A 16,993-nucleotide genomic window follows, 5' to 3' on the forward strand; every position below is an offset into this window, starting at 1 on the left:
GCTCGGCAGTTTGATGGTAGACACCAAGAGATACGGGAGAAAAGCTAGTTCACAAGCAATAAACACATAGAGGATTCCGGACTCCACAACAATATCTTCTTGCCCCTTTATAATAGTCACAAAGCTTATTATTTGGGTTTGTAATTCAGCGGCATGGAACGAATTACCCGACGGACCTTCCTTCAAACGACTGGTGCTGCAACCGGAGCCATGCTCTTGAGTAGTGGCACGGGAGGTGCTACTTCTCCCTCAGAAGCAGAAGGTGTGTTTGCCCCAGAAAATAGCTGGTCAACACCACTGGGAACTGCCGGGAAAACACGAGCGACACACGCTGCTGGACCTGCTGGCCCGTATCTCCGGTCACGATGGAGAGACGGTCCTTCCGGTTACTTTTCTGGGGATTCCGATTCTCAAAGTCCAGTTGTCGCAAATGGCATCGCCTATCTTAGTATCACTGAAAATGTCGGCACAACGGATGGTGCAGTGATTGCGTATGATGTGGCGAGCGGTGAACAGCTATGGAAACTAGACAAACTTCCTGCTGAATCCCAACTTAGTTCTGAATCTCAAGCAGGTGGCCAATTGGGGAGACCTAACTCACAACCGATCATATCTGATGGATCAGTATATATCTCCTGTTCTGGGAAGGTACCTCCTTATGAGCATAAGGGTCATGTGGGCATCTATTCAGTAGATGCGACAACTGGAGAGATTCAGTGGCGCCGTGCGGATCTTGGTACACCAGTGATTGAAGTGGCGAACGATCGAGTGTATTTTGGAGGAGGTGCCCTCGATGCAGCCACTGGTCAGTCGATTTGGGAGATCGAAGGAGAAGATCGGTTGATTGGTGTCGCTGGAGGTACTCTGTATACCATTTCATGGTGTTCAACGGTATCCACAACAGAGATTATCGCACGTGATGCTACAACAGGAACAAAACAGTGGCGAGTCGAAAAGTCCCTTGATCAACCAGTAGGAACAGCAATAACCACAGATGCGATATATGTAACAAGTCGTTCTCACGAGGAGGAGCCGTCACTAACTGTTTCTGCGCTTTCCACAGTCGATGGAAGCATACTATGGCGATCGCCTGCTCCTGCGCGTGGAACAGCACCAACAACAGAGTACGGAACAGAGAGAGATACTTATACTGTTGAAAGGAACCCGTATATTAGTGTTCCTGCAGTCGATGAAAGTCGATTGTATGTTCTTACTCGTTCGTACACCGATGATATTTTCGACCCTGTCTACGAATCTCAGGGAGAATATTTCGATTCCCATAGTACTCTCTATGCGTTTGATCGGGTATCCGGCAACGAACTTTGGCGATTTGAAACACCTGCTCAAGTTGAAGCAGCACCGACAGTAACCGATGATACAATATATTTCGCAAGCAAATATCATGAATCCTTCGATGATTCTGAACCCTCCTGGGGAACTCCTGCAATTTATGCACTTGATACAGAGACAGGCTCAAAAAAATGGGTTTCTGCTATCAATGCCGAGTCTGACGCTTATTTAACACCTCCAACTATCGTAAACAGGGATGTATTCATAGCTACGATCGAGATTGGGGATTTTTACCCGGATCTCTATGCGTTAGAGAGCACTCAATGTGGTGAATCAATTCCCGACGATGGCTCAGAAACCGTGAGAAACAGTTCGGATAACAAACTGAACCGGAGGGCTCCAAGCGGATCTAATGCTATACAACAAAAGCCAGACATATACTCTGGTGACGTAGAGCCGTTAGTTTCTCAGGATTCTCATATTGCAAATGTGGTGTCAACACCACCAACGGCTGATCACTCCTTACTCTCTATCCGGGACCGTAGCTGGCACTCGCCTCTTGCCTTCATTGGCGGACTTGGTGCAAGTCTAGGTGCCTACCTTAACAACCGTTCACCCCTAAAGTAGTAATCTATAGCAGTTATTGGAAATCCGCTCAAAATATCATTCAAGAACTTACTCTTTCTCTGGAATCCACCAAATAACCTCTTGCGGACTCAATTTCCTCCGTTCTAACTCACCCTGCTCATGTAGGTCTTCGAGCCGCTGATGCACTGGCCGCCGTTTCATCTCGACCGTATCTGTCACCCACCGAACGGTCACTGCCGGAAATCCTGACTCGTGTATCACTGCGAGACCATCATCATTGTCAACCGAAAGACACAGTATTCTGTGTCTCTATAGTATTCTGTATGCCCACCATCACGGTCAACGTCGATGACGACCTCAAGCAGCGAATGGAAAACCATCCAGAGATCAACTGGAGCGAAGTCACTCGCCAGGCAATCGAAGACAAGATCAAGAAGCTCGACTTGATGGACGAACTCACAGTTGGCAGCGAACTCACGAATGAGGATGTCGAGGAAATTTCCGCCAAGATCAATCAGAGCGCGCGTAAATCCCTCGAAGAAGAGTCGAGGTAGTATTGACGAATGAAGCTGGTTGTCGACGCCAACGTTGTTATCTCTGCGCTTATCGCGAATTCGAAAACACGCGAACTCATTGTTACACTTGAACCCGATCTTCTAACTCCTGAAGTTGTCCACGACGAAATCGGGAACTACGAAGATCTCATCGTTGAGAAATCTGGCATGGATGCGGACCGAGTCAATCAGTTCATCGAACTACTCTTTCAATATATTGACATCGTCCCTGCTACAGACTTCTATCCGTTCATTGAGCAGGCTAACAAAGCGATTGGTGCGACAGACCCTGATGATGTATTGTATGTTTCATGTGCGCTCGCTTGTGAAGCAGGCGTCTGGAGCGATGACTCTGATTTCGATGAGCAAGATCTGGTACCGGTGTATTCGACGAGCGACGTTATCACTTCATTCGACACAATTTCAGAACGAGAATAGCAGCAAGCCACCGATCTCACAGAATGATGAGACGGCACAGAAACGCGCACAGACCGAACAATTTGCCTTCGACGTTGATGCCCCTGGACTCGTTGAAGTCACCAACGAGAGCCACGAGAACCCCGAAGAGCATGAGTACACAGTCTCCATCGACGACGTGACCAACTAACTGATGGCGTGTACCTGTCCGCATCACGTCCACCGGAACGCCGTCTGCAAACACATGGCCGCCGTCGACAACGCAACCGACGACGGCACACTCGATGCCTTCCCGTCGGAGGACGACAATGACTCTGAACCAGAGAACTGTGACTGCGACAGCCTCGACGACTTCCCGTGTTGGCCATGCGTTCGTGCGGGTCGCAAGGAGCTGCTGAATTAACCTCCGTTCGCTCGTTTTTCTCGATGACTTCCTGTTCGAGTTCATCGATACGGTCAGCGAGCGTCTGAACGTGTTCCACGAGCTTGTTGACCGAAACGTGGCGTTCCGCGAACGTTCGTCCCTATCCTGGATCTTACCGATAGAACGGACATCTGGCGATATTATAACAGATACCGGGAGGGTTACCCGGCACGTTCGAGTTGTTCACGCCGCCGTTCGAATTCATCGTCCGAGAGCTCACCACACGCGTAGCGCTCTCTGAGGACCGCCAGCGGCCGTTCGTCGGTTCCGTCTCCGTCACGCCTTGCGAGTGCCAAGACAAGGTAGAGTGGGATCGCGATGAGCAATCCCATCCAGAGGAGCCCCCAGAGGCCCATTGCTCCACCGAACAGTCCCCAGCCGCCGCCCATCATGCCGCCGCCGTAGCTTCCGCCCATGGCGGCAGCCGTACCGGTCGTCGCGACGAGCAGGGGGACGGCGAGTAGCGTGAGTCGACGATCGGTGCGTCCGAAGTGAGTGGTGAATTGCGTCATGATCGTGAGTTGTGGGGTGAGTTTCCGTGTTCGTTCAACGCGTTCGATACGGTCAGGGTTCGTTAGCAGTGACCCTGCCCGTACATCCCGCCGTCGTGGCCATTGTCAGCCATGTCCTGGGCCATCTCGTCGACGGTCACACCCATGTGTGACTCCATCCACTCGACACTACCGGGGCCCATGTGCTCGGTCATCTGTGCTTCCATCCAGGCCGCCCAGTCAGCTGCGTTCCCGTCGTAGGGGGGCGCGTCGTCAGCGGTCGTTTCATTGCCGTGTGCGGTGACCACGGGGGCGGCGAACGCGAGTCCGACGATCGCGAGTGCCAAGAGCAGCCAGCGGCCGATGTTGAAGTTCGTCATTGGTCTTCCCCTCGGTTACTCGTAGGACCGCTCGGGAGTTATCCCGATGGGTGTGAACCTAAGCAGGAGAACGTCCGAGAACGTTTATAGGGCGTTCTAATCGTTTCTCGCAAATAGAATCGTTCATCTCCGCCGAATTCGTCGGGGAGTGAATTGGCCCGCCTCGATTTGGTGGAACAGTTGAGGGCTGACAATAGTGACGTGACGAGCTTTGGAATCTTAACCACAACTGGGGAAAGTCCCCCTCCCCAACTAGGTCGTGTACCGAGTCATCGACCCCCGGACGATAACGCATCACTTCGAATTGCTGAAGGTATTCCGTAAACTATGCCACTCCAAGAACTCCTCACACAGATCGAACACGCACTCGCACCGGTTCGTCATGTGATGAAACCAATCCTGTCGGACCCACTCGTCATGGGGATCTGGGCGCTGTTCGTGCTCGCGTCCGTAGGCGTCCTTTGGTGGGATGTCCGTAATCACAATCAGGCGCTCCCGTCGATGATGAAAGGCGTTTGGACGCTCGTTGTCTTATACTCCGGGCCATTCGGACTTGCGGTCTACTGGTACTCCGGGCGCACCCAGATCAGCCGTGACTCGCTGTGGCGTCGTGGGTTCCGATCGACCGCCCACTGCTACTCCGGGTGTGGCGCCGGCGAAGTCCTCGGGTTCGCGCTCCTTGCGGGGCTGCTCGCACTCCAGAGTACGTCAATCGTTACCGCAGGAACGTTCGCACTCGCATACATATTCGGCTACGCGCTCACCGTCGGCCCGCTGATGCAGGAGGGCGTCGGTTTTCGTGAGGCGATGTTCGACGCTCTCTACAGCGAAACACCGAGCATCACCATCATGGAGATCGCCGCAATCGGGACAGATCTGCTGATCGCGAGCCAGGCGCACATAAGCGGCCTCCTGTTCTGGGGGGCGCTCGTGTTTTCGCTATCGGTTGGATTCGTCTTCGCTTTCCCCATCAATGCCGTCCTGGTTCACTTCGGCGTCAAGGAAGGAATGAAGAACCCTGCTGAGATGGGCCAGAGTCAGCCCAAAGGACAGGAACAGGCTGCCGATTAGTGACGTATCCAACCCCTACGAATATCAGTCCTCCCTGTATGTGACGAGTATGTCACATGGATGTAGCTCGTCTCAAGTTCGGCACCCACGACCACGGGTCCAAACGGTTCTAGCTCTGTGATAACGATTGCTAGTGCACCTGATTCTGCTGCAAGTCGTCGCTCGGATAGATGCGATACGTCCGCCCCTGGCGTTCGCGGTACAGTAGGCCACGCTTCTCGAGGGCACTGACCGTCTGGCTCACTTTGCTCTTCGAGAAGTCCGAGCGATCCCGTAGTTCGATCTGGGTGATACCGGGCGAAGAGAGGACTGGTTCGAGGATCCGGCGTTCGTCGTCCGGCAAGAGATCGAGGACGCGGGCTCGAGGCTGCTCCTCCGGGTTAATCGTACCATTCGATTGAACGTCGTCCTCCGGTGAGCTATCGATCTCTCTGTCGGCCGCACGCGATAACTCGTTCAGAGATTGTTCATTTGCCCCCGCTACCGGGAGATCGTCACGGACAGTGAGATAGAGTCCACCGACGACAGCGGAGATGAGCAGTGTCCCGAGGACGTACCAGAGCGGATTCGTCCCATGGACGGCACCCATAGACGTCCCCATCATCGAGCCCATCTGGTCGAAGGCTTGCTGCTGTTGGAACGCTTGCCAACTGAGCGCACTGCCGACGAGGAGGATGGCAACAATGAGAATCCCGACGACCATGTCGCCCCGACGTCGATTCATCCACTCCACCTCAGTCTAGCGTGTCGGTTGGTCATGCGATTTCGTTGGTGAGACAACACTGTACCAGTTTTGATTATCCGGCGCAAGACTTCGGTGGTGCCTGACGCGCGAACGGATACTGGAGTGCTGCGGTCAGCGATGGTCATGCCCTTGCGTTGACCTCGTCCACTGGACGGCGTCGAATCCTGAGGAACACTACGGACTCGAATACGATACCCCCGACAATCGCCCACGTGAAGGGGCAACATTCCATCAGCGTGAAGAGGTCGCCGGGATGGACGCCGACCTCCACGGCCGATTTCCGTACATCGATCATCCGAACGTGGCGGTCTGGAGTGGGACGGCGTACTATCCCCGCCTTTGCGGACTCGTTACCGTTCGTATTCCTGAGGGTGGTACCATTCGACTCGAAGAGACTGAAGCCGGAACTCGGATGTCACATGCCGTCTGGATGGATTTCCCAAACTCACAGCGGGAACGTGCCCTGAAGTGGCTGTGTACTACCGTTCTTGACGACAAATCGAAGCTCTATGACCACACCAATAAGGAACTCATCTTCTTCAAAGAACGACTGGAATCCACGGAGCACGCGCCGACATCATGAACATACCCCGTGAACCATATCCACACTCGGACGCCACTATTCATTTTACTATCTGAAATTATATTGTCAAGTTTTGAACCTGACTTCTGCAACATCCCGAACCGGTTCTGATCCATCTGAAGTCGTGTAGTGTGGGTCACTACCTGGATGATCAAATTCCTCGTCACCATCGTCCTTATGGAGTACCGCAGTAAGCGCTTGGGTGCCTGTCTCAGACGGGGACACCGCTATCTTGAGTCCACCGTAGTGACCCGGTTCAAGATACTCGGAGTGACCGATGATATTCATCATCTGATGATCACCTTCGCTGTGCATATGGTCTTCATGTCGACCTTCATGGATTACGATCCACCCACCTTCCGGAAGATCCGCCCGCGGAACTACGACGGTGGTCGGTTTATTTTCTTGGACACGATTGGTCTGTTTATTGAACGTGATACGGGGGAGTTCTGGAACGTGTCTCGCCGCTGCAAGCCCGCTCCCGAGTGCAGTAGTTATTCCTCCTCCAAGGAGACCTATGACTGTTCGTCGCGGTAATTCGTACATTGAGTCGTAACCCTCTGGTACATCCGTCACAATACCCCACAATAAAGATATTGCATATATGAATGATTATTTATATAGAAACACATTAATTGTATTTATTAGGGGAATTAAGATGAGTTGAGAAAGTCGGTCAGTCACCCTGCTTACCAGGGAGATTTCTAGCTGAGGATGACGATTAGCGACTATCTCGAACGACTCTACGATCGAGTTGTGACAAAACTAACAGCAGAGTTGGGACGTGATTTATCCGAAAAAAGAACTACTAAGCCGCGGTTCTCTACTCTTTTGCGAGTTTCTCGTACGTCTCGGCATGCTCTTTCCGCTCAAGTGCTGCCGTCGCACGCATCACTTCACGGCGTTCCTGTGCTGTCTCCGCTGCTTGCAGCTGCTTCCGAAGACTGGCACGTTCGGCCTTGAAGTTAGCTGCCTCATCCGAGATCATTCGATATCCACTGGCACCCGCTCGAATCCCATCGTCGAAAAATCACTGTCGAAGGCGAACAGATGCTCTATCTCGTGCTCTCGGGCAAGCACCGCACTCGTCTGATCGACAAACGAAATCTGCTGGTCGTCAAAACGCTCGAACTCCTCACACGCCGCGTCAAACGTTGCCTTTCCCACCGGCAGGATATTGAACGTCTTCGACTGCCGAACCGTCGAAAGCGCCTCTATAGCCGCTGAATGCCCTATCTGGTACAACATCAACGTCGCAAACTCCGAAAGCACATATCGACTGGTGAATACCGGTCCATACTCACCGGCTTCCATTCCATCGAAGACCGCATTCGCCTGTTCGTGATTCACATCATCCTTGTCAAAGGCAGCGTACAACCCACCAGTATCAACAAACAGCGGCAGTGGGCGACTCATTTTGACCTTTTCCCATAGAGAATGTCGTCCACATGTTCAGATGCATCAGTGGACTCTCCAGAGCAGTAGGTCGTCCGTGAAAAGATTGGATCGCTTGAATCCACCTCATTCACCGAATCCTCATCGACAAGCCACCAGACGACTCGACCAGCAGTCTGGCGACTCTTCACTCGACCCTGATCTTCGAGTTGACCAAGCTTCCGCCGAGCAGTCTCTCGTGAACACTCAAGCGAATCTGCGACATCACCAGAGGTCACTACTGGTCCCTCTACTTCCTCGAAAATGGCGAGTACGTCGGCGAGTGTGACCGTTTCGACGTACCGCCCTGAATCACTGCGATCTTTGGACATACCCAACAGTACACACTACCGAAGTATAGCCCTGTTGGTGTATGCCATGTGGTAAATACCAACCTTTATGACCATGTGGCGTATACAATATGGTAGGAAGAACGGTGCCCTCGGGCGTGTGTAGAAACGCGCCGGGTGCTCTAACACCCGGCATCGGTCTTCCGTAATGCTACCCAGAAGACCATGTCAACGAAAACGCCTCGTGAACTTGAAGCTGACGAGACGGCACAGAAACGCGCACAGGCCGAACAGTTCTCCTTCGACGTCGATGCCCCTGGACTCATCGAAGTCACCAACGAGAGTCACGACAAGCCCGCAGCCCACCAGTACACCGTCTCCATCGACGACGTGACCGTGGACCTGATGGCCTGCACGTGTCTGCATCATGTTCACCGCAACGCCTTTTGCAAACACATGGCCGCCGTCGAAACCGCAACCGACGATGGGACGCTCGACGCATTCCCATCCGGGGACGATGACAACGATGCCGAACCCGAAGACTGTGGCTGTGACGGCCTCGGGGGCTTCCCGTGCTGGCCGTGCGTGAGAACAGGACGGAAGGAACTGCCGAACTAACCACTGCTTCAATTTCTTTTTTAATATATCTCAATAAGAACTGTGAAAGGCTTTCAGCGGCGATAATGACGCTCAAGATTCGAGGCCTATGAAACGGAATGCGTAACTGGCTGTGTCAGTCATCGTCAGTCATTGACCGGCTATCACCAAAGGTTGACTGTGATCCCGAAAGATCCTGAATAGAGCGGTTTGTCCAGGTGTAGGGGACGTATGGCTCGTCTCCAATGTCAAGCCATGTTTTGTGTCGGAGTGTATAGTTATCCCACATAGGACGGAGACCGGTGTCAAACCGATTGTTGAGGGATCGCTGTGCCTTCTCGCTTAGTTCGAACTCAAAGTCCTCGGATAAATCCCAGAAGCTACGGAAGAACTTAGCGAACTGAGTGCTCATCCGCATGCTGCTCACGTATGTCTTTTTCACATCGTCGATGAGATCCTCGTCTTGAATTCGTTCGCGTTCTTCGTCGTACCACTCCGAGACCGGCTGGGCCTTCTGTGCTCGTTTATTCTGTATCTCTTGACGGCACTTCGCGGTTGCATTTTCGTCAATTGTCCATTCTCCTTGAACGGAGGAATTGTGCTTCGCCTTGCCGTTGATCTTCTCGACAACGACCCCATAAGCATCTTCGGCGTGCCGGGGAAGAATATATCCGTCGTGAATATCCGAGAGGACGTCCTTGGGATCGCGTTCAAGGGGATCACCAAGCCCCGATCCACCACGCAGATAGTTCAAATATAAATCATAGTCATCGAACTCCTTGGGGGTGCTGATACCCTCCGGACGCCGAGTGATCTCACCCTCAATCTTCGATTCAAACTCGCCACTTTCCGGGTCAAGATCATGTTGCGGATAGTCCTCACCGTTCTCAAAGCGCTCTTTCAGATCCGTATTTCGAGCATTAAGAATGTACCCTGAGGCCGCCGGATAACCGCCGAAGAGACCACTATCACTGGTCATATATCCGTTGCCCATTTCGTAGAGCAACCATCGGCTTACATCTTTAACTGTTCGCATGGACTCAAACCCGGCTCCACCTGCTCTACGGCCAGCACCACCCGTATTCGGTTTAACAGCACGCCCAAGGAACGGTAGTGGTTCGACCCGTTCCCATGCTTCGGCATCTCCCATATCTCCTTCTGGATTCCAGACAGCTGATGCATGTGGTTCCCCATCCTCAACATATCGAGCGCCAATTCCTTCACAGGCAGCTTCGAAGGAATTGACCGCATGGAGTTTGTCGAACTGGTCGATACCACCCCCTTGCAGCCAGTTCGAAGTGTTGGCGTTGCCAGCATTGATCTCCTCCCAGAATCCTCGCGAGTAGTACCCTCGCGAGAGATGCTGCCAGAGTGGCGCCCACGCGGAGACGAGAAAGTGCCACGCATAGGCATGTGCTGTTTCTGTATTTTGCGTATTCGCCCAGGAACCAACGGGCAGGTGGAAATCACAGGCGTAATAGGCACCGTCATTAACCAACTCGTTCGGGATAACTGTCTGAGTCAACATCACCCACACGCCGCCTTGGATAGCTGCTGGTGTGCAATTATACGGATGCCAACCCCATTTATTTGCACCTTCGAACGAAACTTGGAATGTCCCGTCTTCCCGAATATGGAGTTCTGAAGGTGCATGCATGATATGATTCTCGTTCGCATATTCGCGAGTGATGTTCTCTTGTCCTTCATAGAGAGCATCGACGAATGAGGCGCCACGATACGTACCGGGTAACATAGTCCGCTTGATACGGTTCCGAAAGCTCCGCCGGCCATCCTCAACGGCTTCCCGAGAAAGTTGTTTGAACGTATCGACACCAACAGAATCTATAATTTCATTCACCGAATCCCGTATCATTAGACAGCCAGTTATTCGAGTCCGCTCATCGAGTTTCAAGAAATTAGGTGTTCGTGTCTTAGCTGGGTATTCCTTTTTCCAGGAATTATATAGTTCGAAATTCTCGCCAATTTTGCGGGCCGTGTAGTACGCCCCATCACCAAACCGAGAGGCCTGCGAGACGTTCATGCTCCCTGGTCCGATTGCCCCGGTATCGATAACGTGATTGACCCCGCCAGCCCAAGCGACAAGTTCGCCATCATGGAAAACTGGAATGAGTGTCATTAAGTCACATGGATGAACATCGCCAACGTGAGGGTCGTTATTGATGAAAATGTCTCCAGGATTAATACCTGGATTTTCTTCATAATTGTGGTTAATCATAAATTTGATAGCTTCGCTCATCGTGTGGATATGGACAATAATACCCGTTGAAACGGCAATAGAGTCGCCCTCTGGTGTAAAGAGTCCATAACAGAGTTCGCCTTCTTGTTCAACAATAGGAGTGGCAGAGACTTCCTTCGATGTTTCACGAGCCGTAACGAGGTCGCCACGGAGCCGCGCGTACAGCTGTTCATACCGGATGGGGTCTTCATCCTTTAACGTCAATTTTGTCAGCCCGCCGTAATGATCCGTTGCTTCCGTCTTGTCCTCAAGTTCGGCCAACTGCTCGCGGAGTGTTTTCCCATTCCAGCCAATGCCTTCGCCTCGCAGTTGCTTCTTTCGTACTTTTTCCTTTTCGCGCTTTGCTTCGGCACGGCGTTCTTCGGTCTTGGTTTGGTCAGTCGGACTCATGGCTTGTCTGTATCACTCGCTTTCAGCTGTCGATGCGTCCACACGGAGGGGTTCGTTTGGCTATTCTCCATACTTCAGTTCCTCCAAAATGATGACGTGCTCTCCAACCACGAAGTCACCAGAAATATCATCGTGAAGAAGAATTGATTGAGTGAGCTCGTCAATTCGTGCCTTTCCAGTTAGTGTCTTTTCGGAGATCCCGATACAGATTCTATCCGCGTCGGTTTCGATTGCAAGTTCTACGAGGTCAGTTACGTCGTATCTCTCTGGGAGACAATTGATTGTGTAATCAACACCGTAGTTACTCATCGGGTTTATTTCCTGTATCAACGAACCGAGACAGCGTACAGTCGGTAAGCGGAGAAAGCAAACTTCGTCACCCACCGCAACCACTGAATCAAGTACCTCTCTGACAGTGGGCTGTTGTTCAGTCGATTTGATGATGATGATGGTAGTCATTTTCGTGGGCCAAAGAGCAGTGCACAGAAGTTGTGTTCAACACGACGAAGACGCTCACTCAGGGTCGATCTGCTGATATCTAACTCACTGGCAATTTCTTCCGCCGTCACTTCCTGTGGTACCTTGAAATAACCCATCTGGTAGGCCTTCTCAAGTACTTCTAACTGCTCGTCCGACAATTTCCCCGACATGCTTTGCTTGATTTTGTTTCCTCCCAGTGGAAACCCAATATTTTCAGTTTGAGTGGTTCCGATCAACTCCAGAGATCCGTGTTCGTCCTCGATAGTGCTCGCCACTTCCTTGAGATGGTTCCAGTCACGAACCGATGCCATCACATCGAGGTGATAGTTCTTACCGATGATTCTGTGCGGAATTGCCTGATTTTCGGTCAATAGCGACAAGACGGAGGCATCGGCAAGGTCTGCCATCACACCGAGATAATACGTGTGTTCGTTCACCTCTGCTTGTGCTATATCCACTATCTGCAAATTTGGTAGCTGATTGGAAAGTCTCTCCTCTGAAACCTCGGAATCAAATTGAACAGTCAAAAAGAGAAAAACGGCGTCACCAGTCACTGGTAGTGCATTATCGATCTCGATACTTTCAACTTGGTCCTCAACGGCGAATAATTGTGCTGAAATGCCTGCTAAATGCACCCGAAATTGAATTCTGAGCATGTCTTCAGAGCAGTACCACGTGTTTCTGAACTGGTGACATTAATTCATACACTCTGTAATCGATTTCTGTCCCGCATATTTGACGGTGTAACCGCGTGGTATTTATCATGGCAAACTCATACGGCACTATCGTGACTGGTTATCCCGCTTATTTTGGCGACCTGGGTTAATTGTTACCACGAACAAGAACGGCATATGTTTTGACCTTATAAATAATTTAGTCGGTCACCTAATTTCGATACGACGTTGAGAGCACGATCAGTTTTATCCAAATTAATTTTTCTAAATCCTATAAATATGAAATCACAATTGTGGTTAGGATATTACTCTTTTCTTAATTACAATGATTAATTCTGAATAAATAATGATTGCTCAATTATTTCTTGGAAAACATTACTTAGTGATAAGTCACTGGGATGGCGATACCCGCAGCTTCAGCTGTTAGCGGCCTTTGATGAACGTGGTACTCACCGGTCGTGACGGCATTCAATCGAATGTCACCTCGAATTTTCGTTCCACGAGTTCGATCCGAACTCCATTACTTGCACGCTGGGCGAGAAATGCGACTTTTGAGCCGCCTGCACCAGTGCGAGGTTCCGAATCAGCGAGTGGGATATCTGCCGCATGCAACAAGTCTAATTGAGTCTGAATGTCATCGACACGAAAGGCGACGTGATGGAGCAATGCGTCGTTATCTACCGCGTCCAAGTCAGCAGCGATGCTGGATTCGTCTTCAACTGGTTGGACCAGTTCGATAAGGCTTTCTCCAACCCTGATGAACGCGATTTCAACGCCAAACCCAGGAATATGCTCGATAGCTCCGGTTTCGAGGCCAAGGAATTCGAACACCGGTTTAGCGGCATCGATATCCTCGACAAGAATACCGAGGTGATCAATTTTGGTGACCATCACGTAATCTCGCGTGTTTGGGTTCCCCAGTAGGGTTCACGGAGCCGTTTCTTATCGAGCTTCCCGTAGGGTGTCGTTGGGAGCTCCTCTACCACGTCGAACGACTTAGGCGTCTTGTAATTGGCTAAACGATCGGCACAGAACGCCCGGAGATCATTGCGGTTGACGGAATCACCTGTCGGGACGATGATGGCCTTCACAGCTTCACCCCATTCGTCGTGTGGGACGCCGATAACGGCGACGTTTGACACCTGTTCGTGCTGCTGGATGACTTCCTCGACAGTGACGGAGTACACATTCATTCCCCCGGTAATGATCACATCAGAATCTCGGTCAAGAATATAGACGTACCCATCCTCGTCTCTCCTTCCGATATCGCCGGTATGAACCCAGCCGTTATCCATGGTCTCATCGGTCTTTTCAGGCATCTCGTAGTACCCTTCCATAGTATAGGCACCACGTGCCAGGATCTCCCCTACTTCACCAGAGTCAACTGGTTTGCCGTCGTCAACGATAGCCACTTCACACATCGCAGTCGGGACACCACAGGAGGAAAGACGCTCTTCGTTTTTTGGGTCATGTGCACTCTTTGGCAGAACGGTGATGAGATCGGGCGTTTCATACTGGCCATAAAACTGCACGAATACATTGCCGAGTTGCTCAAGCCCCTCACGCAGCCGATCCGGCTTCATCGGTGCGGCCCCGTAGGTAAGCGTCTCTAATGTTGATGTATCGTACTCGTTTTCGTCGAGTAGATCGAGGATACGATAGATCATCGTTGGAACCATGAATGTCCACGAGATGCTCTCCTGTTCAATGATTTCAAGTGCGAGCTCAGCATCGAATCCCTGTGTAATTATGTGTCTACTACCTTTCAAGAGACCGCCAGCCATAATGAGGCCAGCAGAGTGTGGAAGCGGTGTCATTAACAATAGCGTGTCACGAGGCGGTATATCGAGTTCAATGGCATGAGCAAGCGCGTTCAGCGCTAGATTCTCCTGTGTATGTTTCACCCCCTTTGGATCACCGGTCGTCCCCCCCGTGTGGAAGATACCTGCGAGGGTGTTTTTGGCGACCGAGACTGTCAGTGGGGACGAATCAGTCTCATTGAGGAGTTGTTCGAAACCTTCTGCCTGATGACCATTCTTGGGTGAGGAGTGCTCACCCGCGTCGACTGTGATAACTTGATCCAGTGTTGGAACATTCGGAGCAATCGTTTCGATCATCTCAATGAAATTGGGTCCTACGACGACAGCATTGGCGTCACTATTGTCCAACATATACTCGATGTCACCAGTAGATAACATGTCGTTCAATGGTACCTTCACAAGGCCAGCACGAGCGAGACCAATCTCCGCGATGGTGTACTCGGGCCGGTTCGACATCAGGAGACCCACGCAATCTTCGGATTCTAAACCGAGATCCAACAACGCGTTTGCGAAGCGAATTGAGCGTGCATCGATATCACCATAGGTCAGCGTCTCTCCCTCAAATGTGATAGCAGGTTCTGTTGCATACCGGCGTAGTACCGACTCGTACAACTGTTTTAGTGTTGGTGGACTATGCTCTGACATCATTGTCTCCAGGATTGTTATGTTTAAATGAAATTCGGGGAGAAAGAGTGGTTCGTGGTTACGTCGACCGGGCCTCCGGCGTCGGAATCGGCTCTTCGATCCATTCTTCGTAGAATGTCTCGATATCGGGCTCGAACTCGTGGACGAGTGGGTAGCCCGGCATGACGTTGGTTACTTCGAGTAAGGTGTTGCAACCGGGGCAGAAGAACTCACGCAGTTCCATGTAGTCCGGGTGGGGATGCATATCCTTTGGATAGATTTCGAGATACTCCTCTTCAGAGTCTCGAACATTAATCAGTGCATCTGCTTTCCAGTTCTCGTCGTGTTCGCAGAACTCGTGACCGCAGTCACACTTGATCACCCATTCGTCTTCCGATTTTGCCACGACGTACAAGTGTTCTGCATACGGTATGATAATTGGGTCATCCCAATCGACGCGGTCTTGAAGTACATCACGGACTTGTTGGAATCGATCCGCGTCCTTGTAATCACTCATCATATCGTGCAACTGACTCCACTCTAAGTTATCGTCGACTAAATCTTCGATGTGTTCACGTGGGTATGATTCTGGCATTGTTATTCACCTCTATGTTAGTCGTCATCCATTGCTTTTCCTAGCGTCGCATCACCGAACGTCGCGTCGGGATCTGATAGTTCTTGGATCGACCGATCGGCTTTCCAGGTATACGGCACCCTCGGCTCATCATCGCGGCCAATACCGAGCCATGTCTCGTGACCTTTCGTCGGGTTGTCCCACTTCTGTTTGAGACCGGTCTTGAAGCGATTTTCAAGCGATTTCTCTGCCTTCTCGCTCAACGAGAATTCGAAGTTCTCTGGCAGATCCCAGAACTCCTCGTAGAATTCTGTGAACTGCTTGCTCATCCGCATACTGCTCACGTATGTCTTTTTCACATCGTCGATGAGATCCTCGTCTTGAATTCGTTCGCGTTCTTCGTCGTACCACTCCGAGACCGGTTGGGACCTCTCCGCTCGCTCTGCGAGACGCTCTGCACGCAGTTCTTCGGTTGCCTCTTTATCGACTTCGAACTCGCCTTGCACCGCAGAGTTGTGTTTCGGCTCGTCGTTGACCTTTTCGACGACAACCCCGTAAGCATCCTTAGCGTGTCGAGGCAAAACGTACCCATCGTGGATGTCCGAGACGACATCCTCGGGGTCTCGTTCGAGGGGATCGCCAAGTCCCGATCCACCACGCAGGTAATTCAGGTACATGTCGTAATCGTCGAACTCCTTGGGGGTGCTGATACCCTCCGGACGCCGAGTGATCTCACCCTCAATCTTCGATTCAAACTCGCCACTTTCCGGATCCAGATCGTGTTGAGGGTAATCCTCCTGGTTTTCGAAGCGCTCCTCCAGGTCCGTATTTTGGGCGTTAAGGATGTAACCCGAAGCAGCCGGATAACCGCCGAAAAGACCACCGTCGCTGGTCATATATCCGTTGCCCATTTCGTAGAGCAACCATCGGCTTACATCTTTAACTGTTCGCATGGACTCAAACCCGGCACCACCTGCCCGGCGACCCGCTCCACCTGTGTTGGGCTTAACCGCCCGACCCAAGAACGGCAGGGGCTCGGTCATTTCCCACACTTCAGCGTCCCCCATGTCACCCTCGGGGTTCCAGATAGCCGCAGCATGCGGTTCGCCGTCCTCGACGTATCGAGCGCCAACTCCCTCACAGGCTGATTCGAAGGAATTGACCGCATGGAGTTTGTCGAACTGGTCGATACCACCCCCTTGCAGCCAGTTCGAAGTGTTGGCGTTGCCAGCATTGATCTCCTCCCAGAATCCTCGCGAGTAGTACCCTCGCGAGAGATGCTGCCAGAGTGGCGCCCACGCGGAGACGAG

Annotated in this window: 20 protein-coding genes; 6 read left to right on the plus strand and 14 right to left on the minus strand. The window is 51.7% G+C overall.

The window, feature by feature from the left end; all coding sequences use genetic code 11:
- Window positions 1–153: 153 nt before the first annotated feature.
- From OPC11_RS20350 to OPC11_RS20360, 3 genes are all read left to right on the plus strand, one after another.
- Complete coding sequence (locus tag OPC11_RS20350; protein WP_264783180.1) at window positions 154–1,917, plus strand: PQQ-binding-like beta-propeller repeat protein; 1,764 nt, start codon at window positions 154–156, stop codon at window positions 1,915–1,917.
- 284 nt (window positions 1,918–2,201) lie between these two features.
- Entirely contained in the window at window positions 2,202–2,432 is a 231-nt protein-coding gene (locus OPC11_RS20355) for a hypothetical protein (RefSeq protein WP_264783181.1), read from the plus strand.
- A gap of 9 nt (window positions 2,433–2,441) precedes the next feature.
- Window positions 2,442–2,870, plus strand: a complete 429-nt coding sequence (locus tag OPC11_RS20360; RefSeq protein WP_264783182.1) for a PIN domain-containing protein — start codon at window positions 2,442–2,444, stop codon at window positions 2,868–2,870.
- Between the two features lie 16 nt (window positions 2,871–2,886).
- Here the strand turns inward: OPC11_RS20360 and OPC11_RS20365 are convergent, their stop codons facing one another.
- The 3 genes from OPC11_RS20365 to OPC11_RS20375 all read right to left on the minus strand — a co-directional run bounded on the left by OPC11_RS20365 (window position 2,887) and on the right by OPC11_RS20375 (window position 4,144).
- Window positions 2,887–3,297: a hypothetical protein gene (locus tag OPC11_RS20365; RefSeq protein WP_264783183.1), complete on the minus strand. Its 411-nt coding sequence runs from the start codon at window positions 3,295–3,297 to the stop codon at window positions 2,887–2,889.
- A gap of 137 nt (window positions 3,298–3,434) precedes the next feature.
- A complete protein-coding gene (locus OPC11_RS20370; protein ID WP_264783184.1) occupies window positions 3,435–3,785 on the minus strand; it encodes an SHOCT domain-containing protein in 351 nt (116 codons plus the stop codon).
- Window positions 3,786–3,847: 62 nt separating this feature from the next.
- On the minus strand, window positions 3,848–4,144 hold the full coding sequence (locus OPC11_RS20375; protein WP_264783185.1) for a hypothetical protein: 297 nt from the start codon (window positions 4,142–4,144) through the stop codon (window positions 3,848–3,850).
- 327 nt (window positions 4,145–4,471) lie between these two features.
- Between OPC11_RS20375 and OPC11_RS20380 the strand changes: the two genes are divergently transcribed.
- Complete coding sequence (locus tag OPC11_RS20380) at window positions 4,472–5,215, plus strand: DUF4396 domain-containing protein (RefSeq protein WP_264783186.1); 744 nt, start codon at window positions 4,472–4,474, stop codon at window positions 5,213–5,215.
- A gap of 130 nt (window positions 5,216–5,345) precedes the next feature.
- Here OPC11_RS20380 and OPC11_RS20385 read toward each other — a convergent pair whose 3' ends face one another.
- Window positions 5,346–5,918 (minus strand): MarR family transcriptional regulator, encoded by a 573-nt coding sequence (locus OPC11_RS20385; RefSeq protein WP_264783187.1) that lies wholly within the window; start codon window positions 5,916–5,918, stop codon window positions 5,346–5,348.
- Window positions 5,919–6,213: 295 nt separating this feature from the next.
- Between OPC11_RS20385 and OPC11_RS20390 the strand changes: the two genes are divergently transcribed.
- Window positions 6,214–6,543: a hypothetical protein gene (locus OPC11_RS20390; RefSeq protein WP_264783188.1), complete on the plus strand. Its 330-nt coding sequence runs from the start codon at window positions 6,214–6,216 to the stop codon at window positions 6,541–6,543.
- 66 nt (window positions 6,544–6,609) lie between these two features.
- Here the strand turns inward: OPC11_RS20390 and OPC11_RS20395 are convergent, their stop codons facing one another.
- The 3 genes from OPC11_RS20395 to OPC11_RS20405 all read right to left on the minus strand — a co-directional run bounded on the left by OPC11_RS20395 (window position 6,610) and on the right by OPC11_RS20405 (window position 8,309).
- On the minus strand, window positions 6,610–7,119 hold the full coding sequence (locus OPC11_RS20395; protein ID WP_264783189.1) for a hypothetical protein: 510 nt from the start codon (window positions 7,117–7,119) through the stop codon (window positions 6,610–6,612).
- Between the two features lie 408 nt (window positions 7,120–7,527).
- The gene (locus OPC11_RS20400) at window positions 7,528–7,959 is read right to left on the minus strand and encodes a type II toxin-antitoxin system VapC family toxin (protein WP_264783190.1); all 432 of its coding nucleotides are present in this window, start codon (window positions 7,957–7,959) and stop codon (window positions 7,528–7,530) included.
- Window positions 7,956–8,309: an HTH domain-containing protein gene (locus tag OPC11_RS20405; RefSeq protein WP_264783191.1), complete on the minus strand. Its 354-nt coding sequence runs from the start codon at window positions 8,307–8,309 to the stop codon at window positions 7,956–7,958. The genes OPC11_RS20400 and OPC11_RS20405 overlap by 4 nt, the downstream gene beginning before the upstream one ends.
- A gap of 183 nt (window positions 8,310–8,492) precedes the next feature.
- Here OPC11_RS20405 and OPC11_RS20410 point away from each other — a divergent pair, with 183 nt between their 5' ends.
- Entirely contained in the window at window positions 8,493–8,885 is a 393-nt protein-coding gene (locus OPC11_RS20410) for an SWIM zinc finger family protein (protein ID WP_264783192.1), read from the plus strand.
- 115 nt (window positions 8,886–9,000) lie between these two features.
- On the opposite strand, the gene OPC11_RS20415 is transcribed toward OPC11_RS20410, so the two are convergent.
- The 7 genes from OPC11_RS20415 to OPC11_RS20445 all read right to left on the minus strand — a co-directional run.
- Window positions 9,001–11,511 (minus strand): hydantoinase B/oxoprolinase family protein, encoded by a 2,511-nt coding sequence (locus OPC11_RS20415; protein ID WP_264783193.1) that lies wholly within the window; start codon window positions 11,509–11,511, stop codon window positions 9,001–9,003.
- 60 nt (window positions 11,512–11,571) lie between these two features.
- Window positions 11,572–11,970 (minus strand): hypothetical protein, encoded by a 399-nt coding sequence (locus OPC11_RS20420; protein ID WP_264783194.1) that lies wholly within the window; start codon window positions 11,968–11,970, stop codon window positions 11,572–11,574.
- Complete coding sequence (locus tag OPC11_RS20425) at window positions 11,967–12,647, minus strand: helix-turn-helix domain-containing protein (protein WP_264783195.1); 681 nt, start codon at window positions 12,645–12,647, stop codon at window positions 11,967–11,969. Before OPC11_RS20425 ends, OPC11_RS20420 begins: the two co-directional genes overlap by 4 nt.
- A 486-nt stretch (window positions 12,648–13,133) precedes the next feature.
- Window positions 13,134–13,556, minus strand: a complete 423-nt coding sequence (locus OPC11_RS20430; RefSeq protein ID WP_264783196.1) for a VOC family protein — start codon at window positions 13,554–13,556, stop codon at window positions 13,134–13,136.
- A complete protein-coding gene (locus tag OPC11_RS20435; protein WP_306421039.1) occupies window positions 13,556–15,133 on the minus strand; it encodes an AMP-binding protein in 1,578 nt (525 codons plus the stop codon). The genes OPC11_RS20430 and OPC11_RS20435 overlap by 1 nt, the downstream gene beginning before the upstream one ends.
- Window positions 15,134–15,188: 55 nt before the next feature.
- Window positions 15,189–15,629, minus strand: a complete 441-nt coding sequence (locus OPC11_RS20440) for an acetone carboxylase subunit gamma (RefSeq protein WP_264783197.1) — start codon at window positions 15,627–15,629, stop codon at window positions 15,189–15,191.
- Between the two features lie 92 nt (window positions 15,630–15,721).
- The coding region (locus OPC11_RS20445) for a hydantoinase B/oxoprolinase family protein (RefSeq protein WP_264783198.1) at window positions 15,722–16,993 on the minus strand (1,272 nt) is incomplete at its 5' end.

Source organism: Haladaptatus sp. T7 (genome assembly GCF_026008575.1).
Classification (GTDB): domain Archaea; phylum Halobacteriota; class Halobacteria; order Halobacteriales; family Haladaptataceae; genus Haladaptatus; species Haladaptatus paucihalophilus.

Bases quoted from the DNA above. Each gene is read 5' to 3' on its own strand.
- OPC11_RS20350 (WP_264783180.1), top strand. From the start codon at position 154: ATGGAACGAATTACCCGACGGACCTTCCTTCAAACGACTGGTGCTGCA.
- OPC11_RS20355 (WP_264783181.1), top strand. From the start codon at position 2,202: ATGCCCACCATCACGGTCAACGTCGATGACGACCTCAAGCAGCGAATG.
- OPC11_RS20360 (WP_264783182.1), top strand. From the start codon at position 2,442: ATGAAGCTGGTTGTCGACGCCAACGTTGTTATCTCTGCGCTTATCGCG.
- OPC11_RS20365 (WP_264783183.1), bottom strand. From the start codon at position 3,297: ATGAACTCGAACAGGAAGTCATCGAGAAAAACGAGCGAACGGAGGTTA.
- OPC11_RS20370 (WP_264783184.1), bottom strand. From the start codon at position 3,785: ATGACGCAATTCACCACTCACTTCGGACGCACCGATCGTCGACTCACG.
- OPC11_RS20375 (WP_264783185.1), bottom strand. From the start codon at position 4,144: ATGACGAACTTCAACATCGGCCGCTGGCTGCTCTTGGCACTCGCGATC.
- OPC11_RS20380 (WP_264783186.1), top strand. From the start codon at position 4,472: ATGCCACTCCAAGAACTCCTCACACAGATCGAACACGCACTCGCACCG.
- OPC11_RS20385 (WP_264783187.1), bottom strand. From the start codon at position 5,918: ATGGTCGTCGGGATTCTCATTGTTGCCATCCTCCTCGTCGGCAGTGCG.
- OPC11_RS20390 (WP_264783188.1), top strand. From the start codon at position 6,214: ATGGACGCCGACCTCCACGGCCGATTTCCGTACATCGATCATCCGAAC.
- OPC11_RS20400 (WP_264783190.1), bottom strand. From the start codon at position 7,959: ATGAGTCGCCCACTGCCGCTGTTTGTTGATACTGGTGGGTTGTACGCT.
- OPC11_RS20405 (WP_264783191.1), bottom strand. From the start codon at position 8,309: ATGTCCAAAGATCGCAGTGATTCAGGGCGGTACGTCGAAACGGTCACA.
- OPC11_RS20410 (WP_264783192.1), top strand. From the start codon at position 8,493: ATGTCAACGAAAACGCCTCGTGAACTTGAAGCTGACGAGACGGCACAG.
- OPC11_RS20415 (WP_264783193.1), bottom strand. From the start codon at position 11,511: ATGAGTCCGACTGACCAAACCAAGACCGAAGAACGCCGTGCCGAAGCA.
- OPC11_RS20420 (WP_264783194.1), bottom strand. From the start codon at position 11,970: ATGACTACCATCATCATCATCAAATCGACTGAACAACAGCCCACTGTC.
- OPC11_RS20425 (WP_264783195.1), bottom strand. From the start codon at position 12,647: ATGCTCAGAATTCAATTTCGGGTGCATTTAGCAGGCATTTCAGCACAA.
- OPC11_RS20430 (WP_264783196.1), bottom strand. From the start codon at position 13,556: ATGGTCACCAAAATTGATCACCTCGGTATTCTTGTCGAGGATATCGAT.
- OPC11_RS20435 (WP_306421039.1), bottom strand. From the start codon at position 15,133: ATGATGTCAGAGCATAGTCCACCAACACTAAAACAGTTGTACGAGTCG.
- OPC11_RS20440 (WP_264783197.1), bottom strand. From the start codon at position 15,629: ATGATGAGTGATTACAAGGACGCGGATCGATTCCAACAAGTCCGTGAT.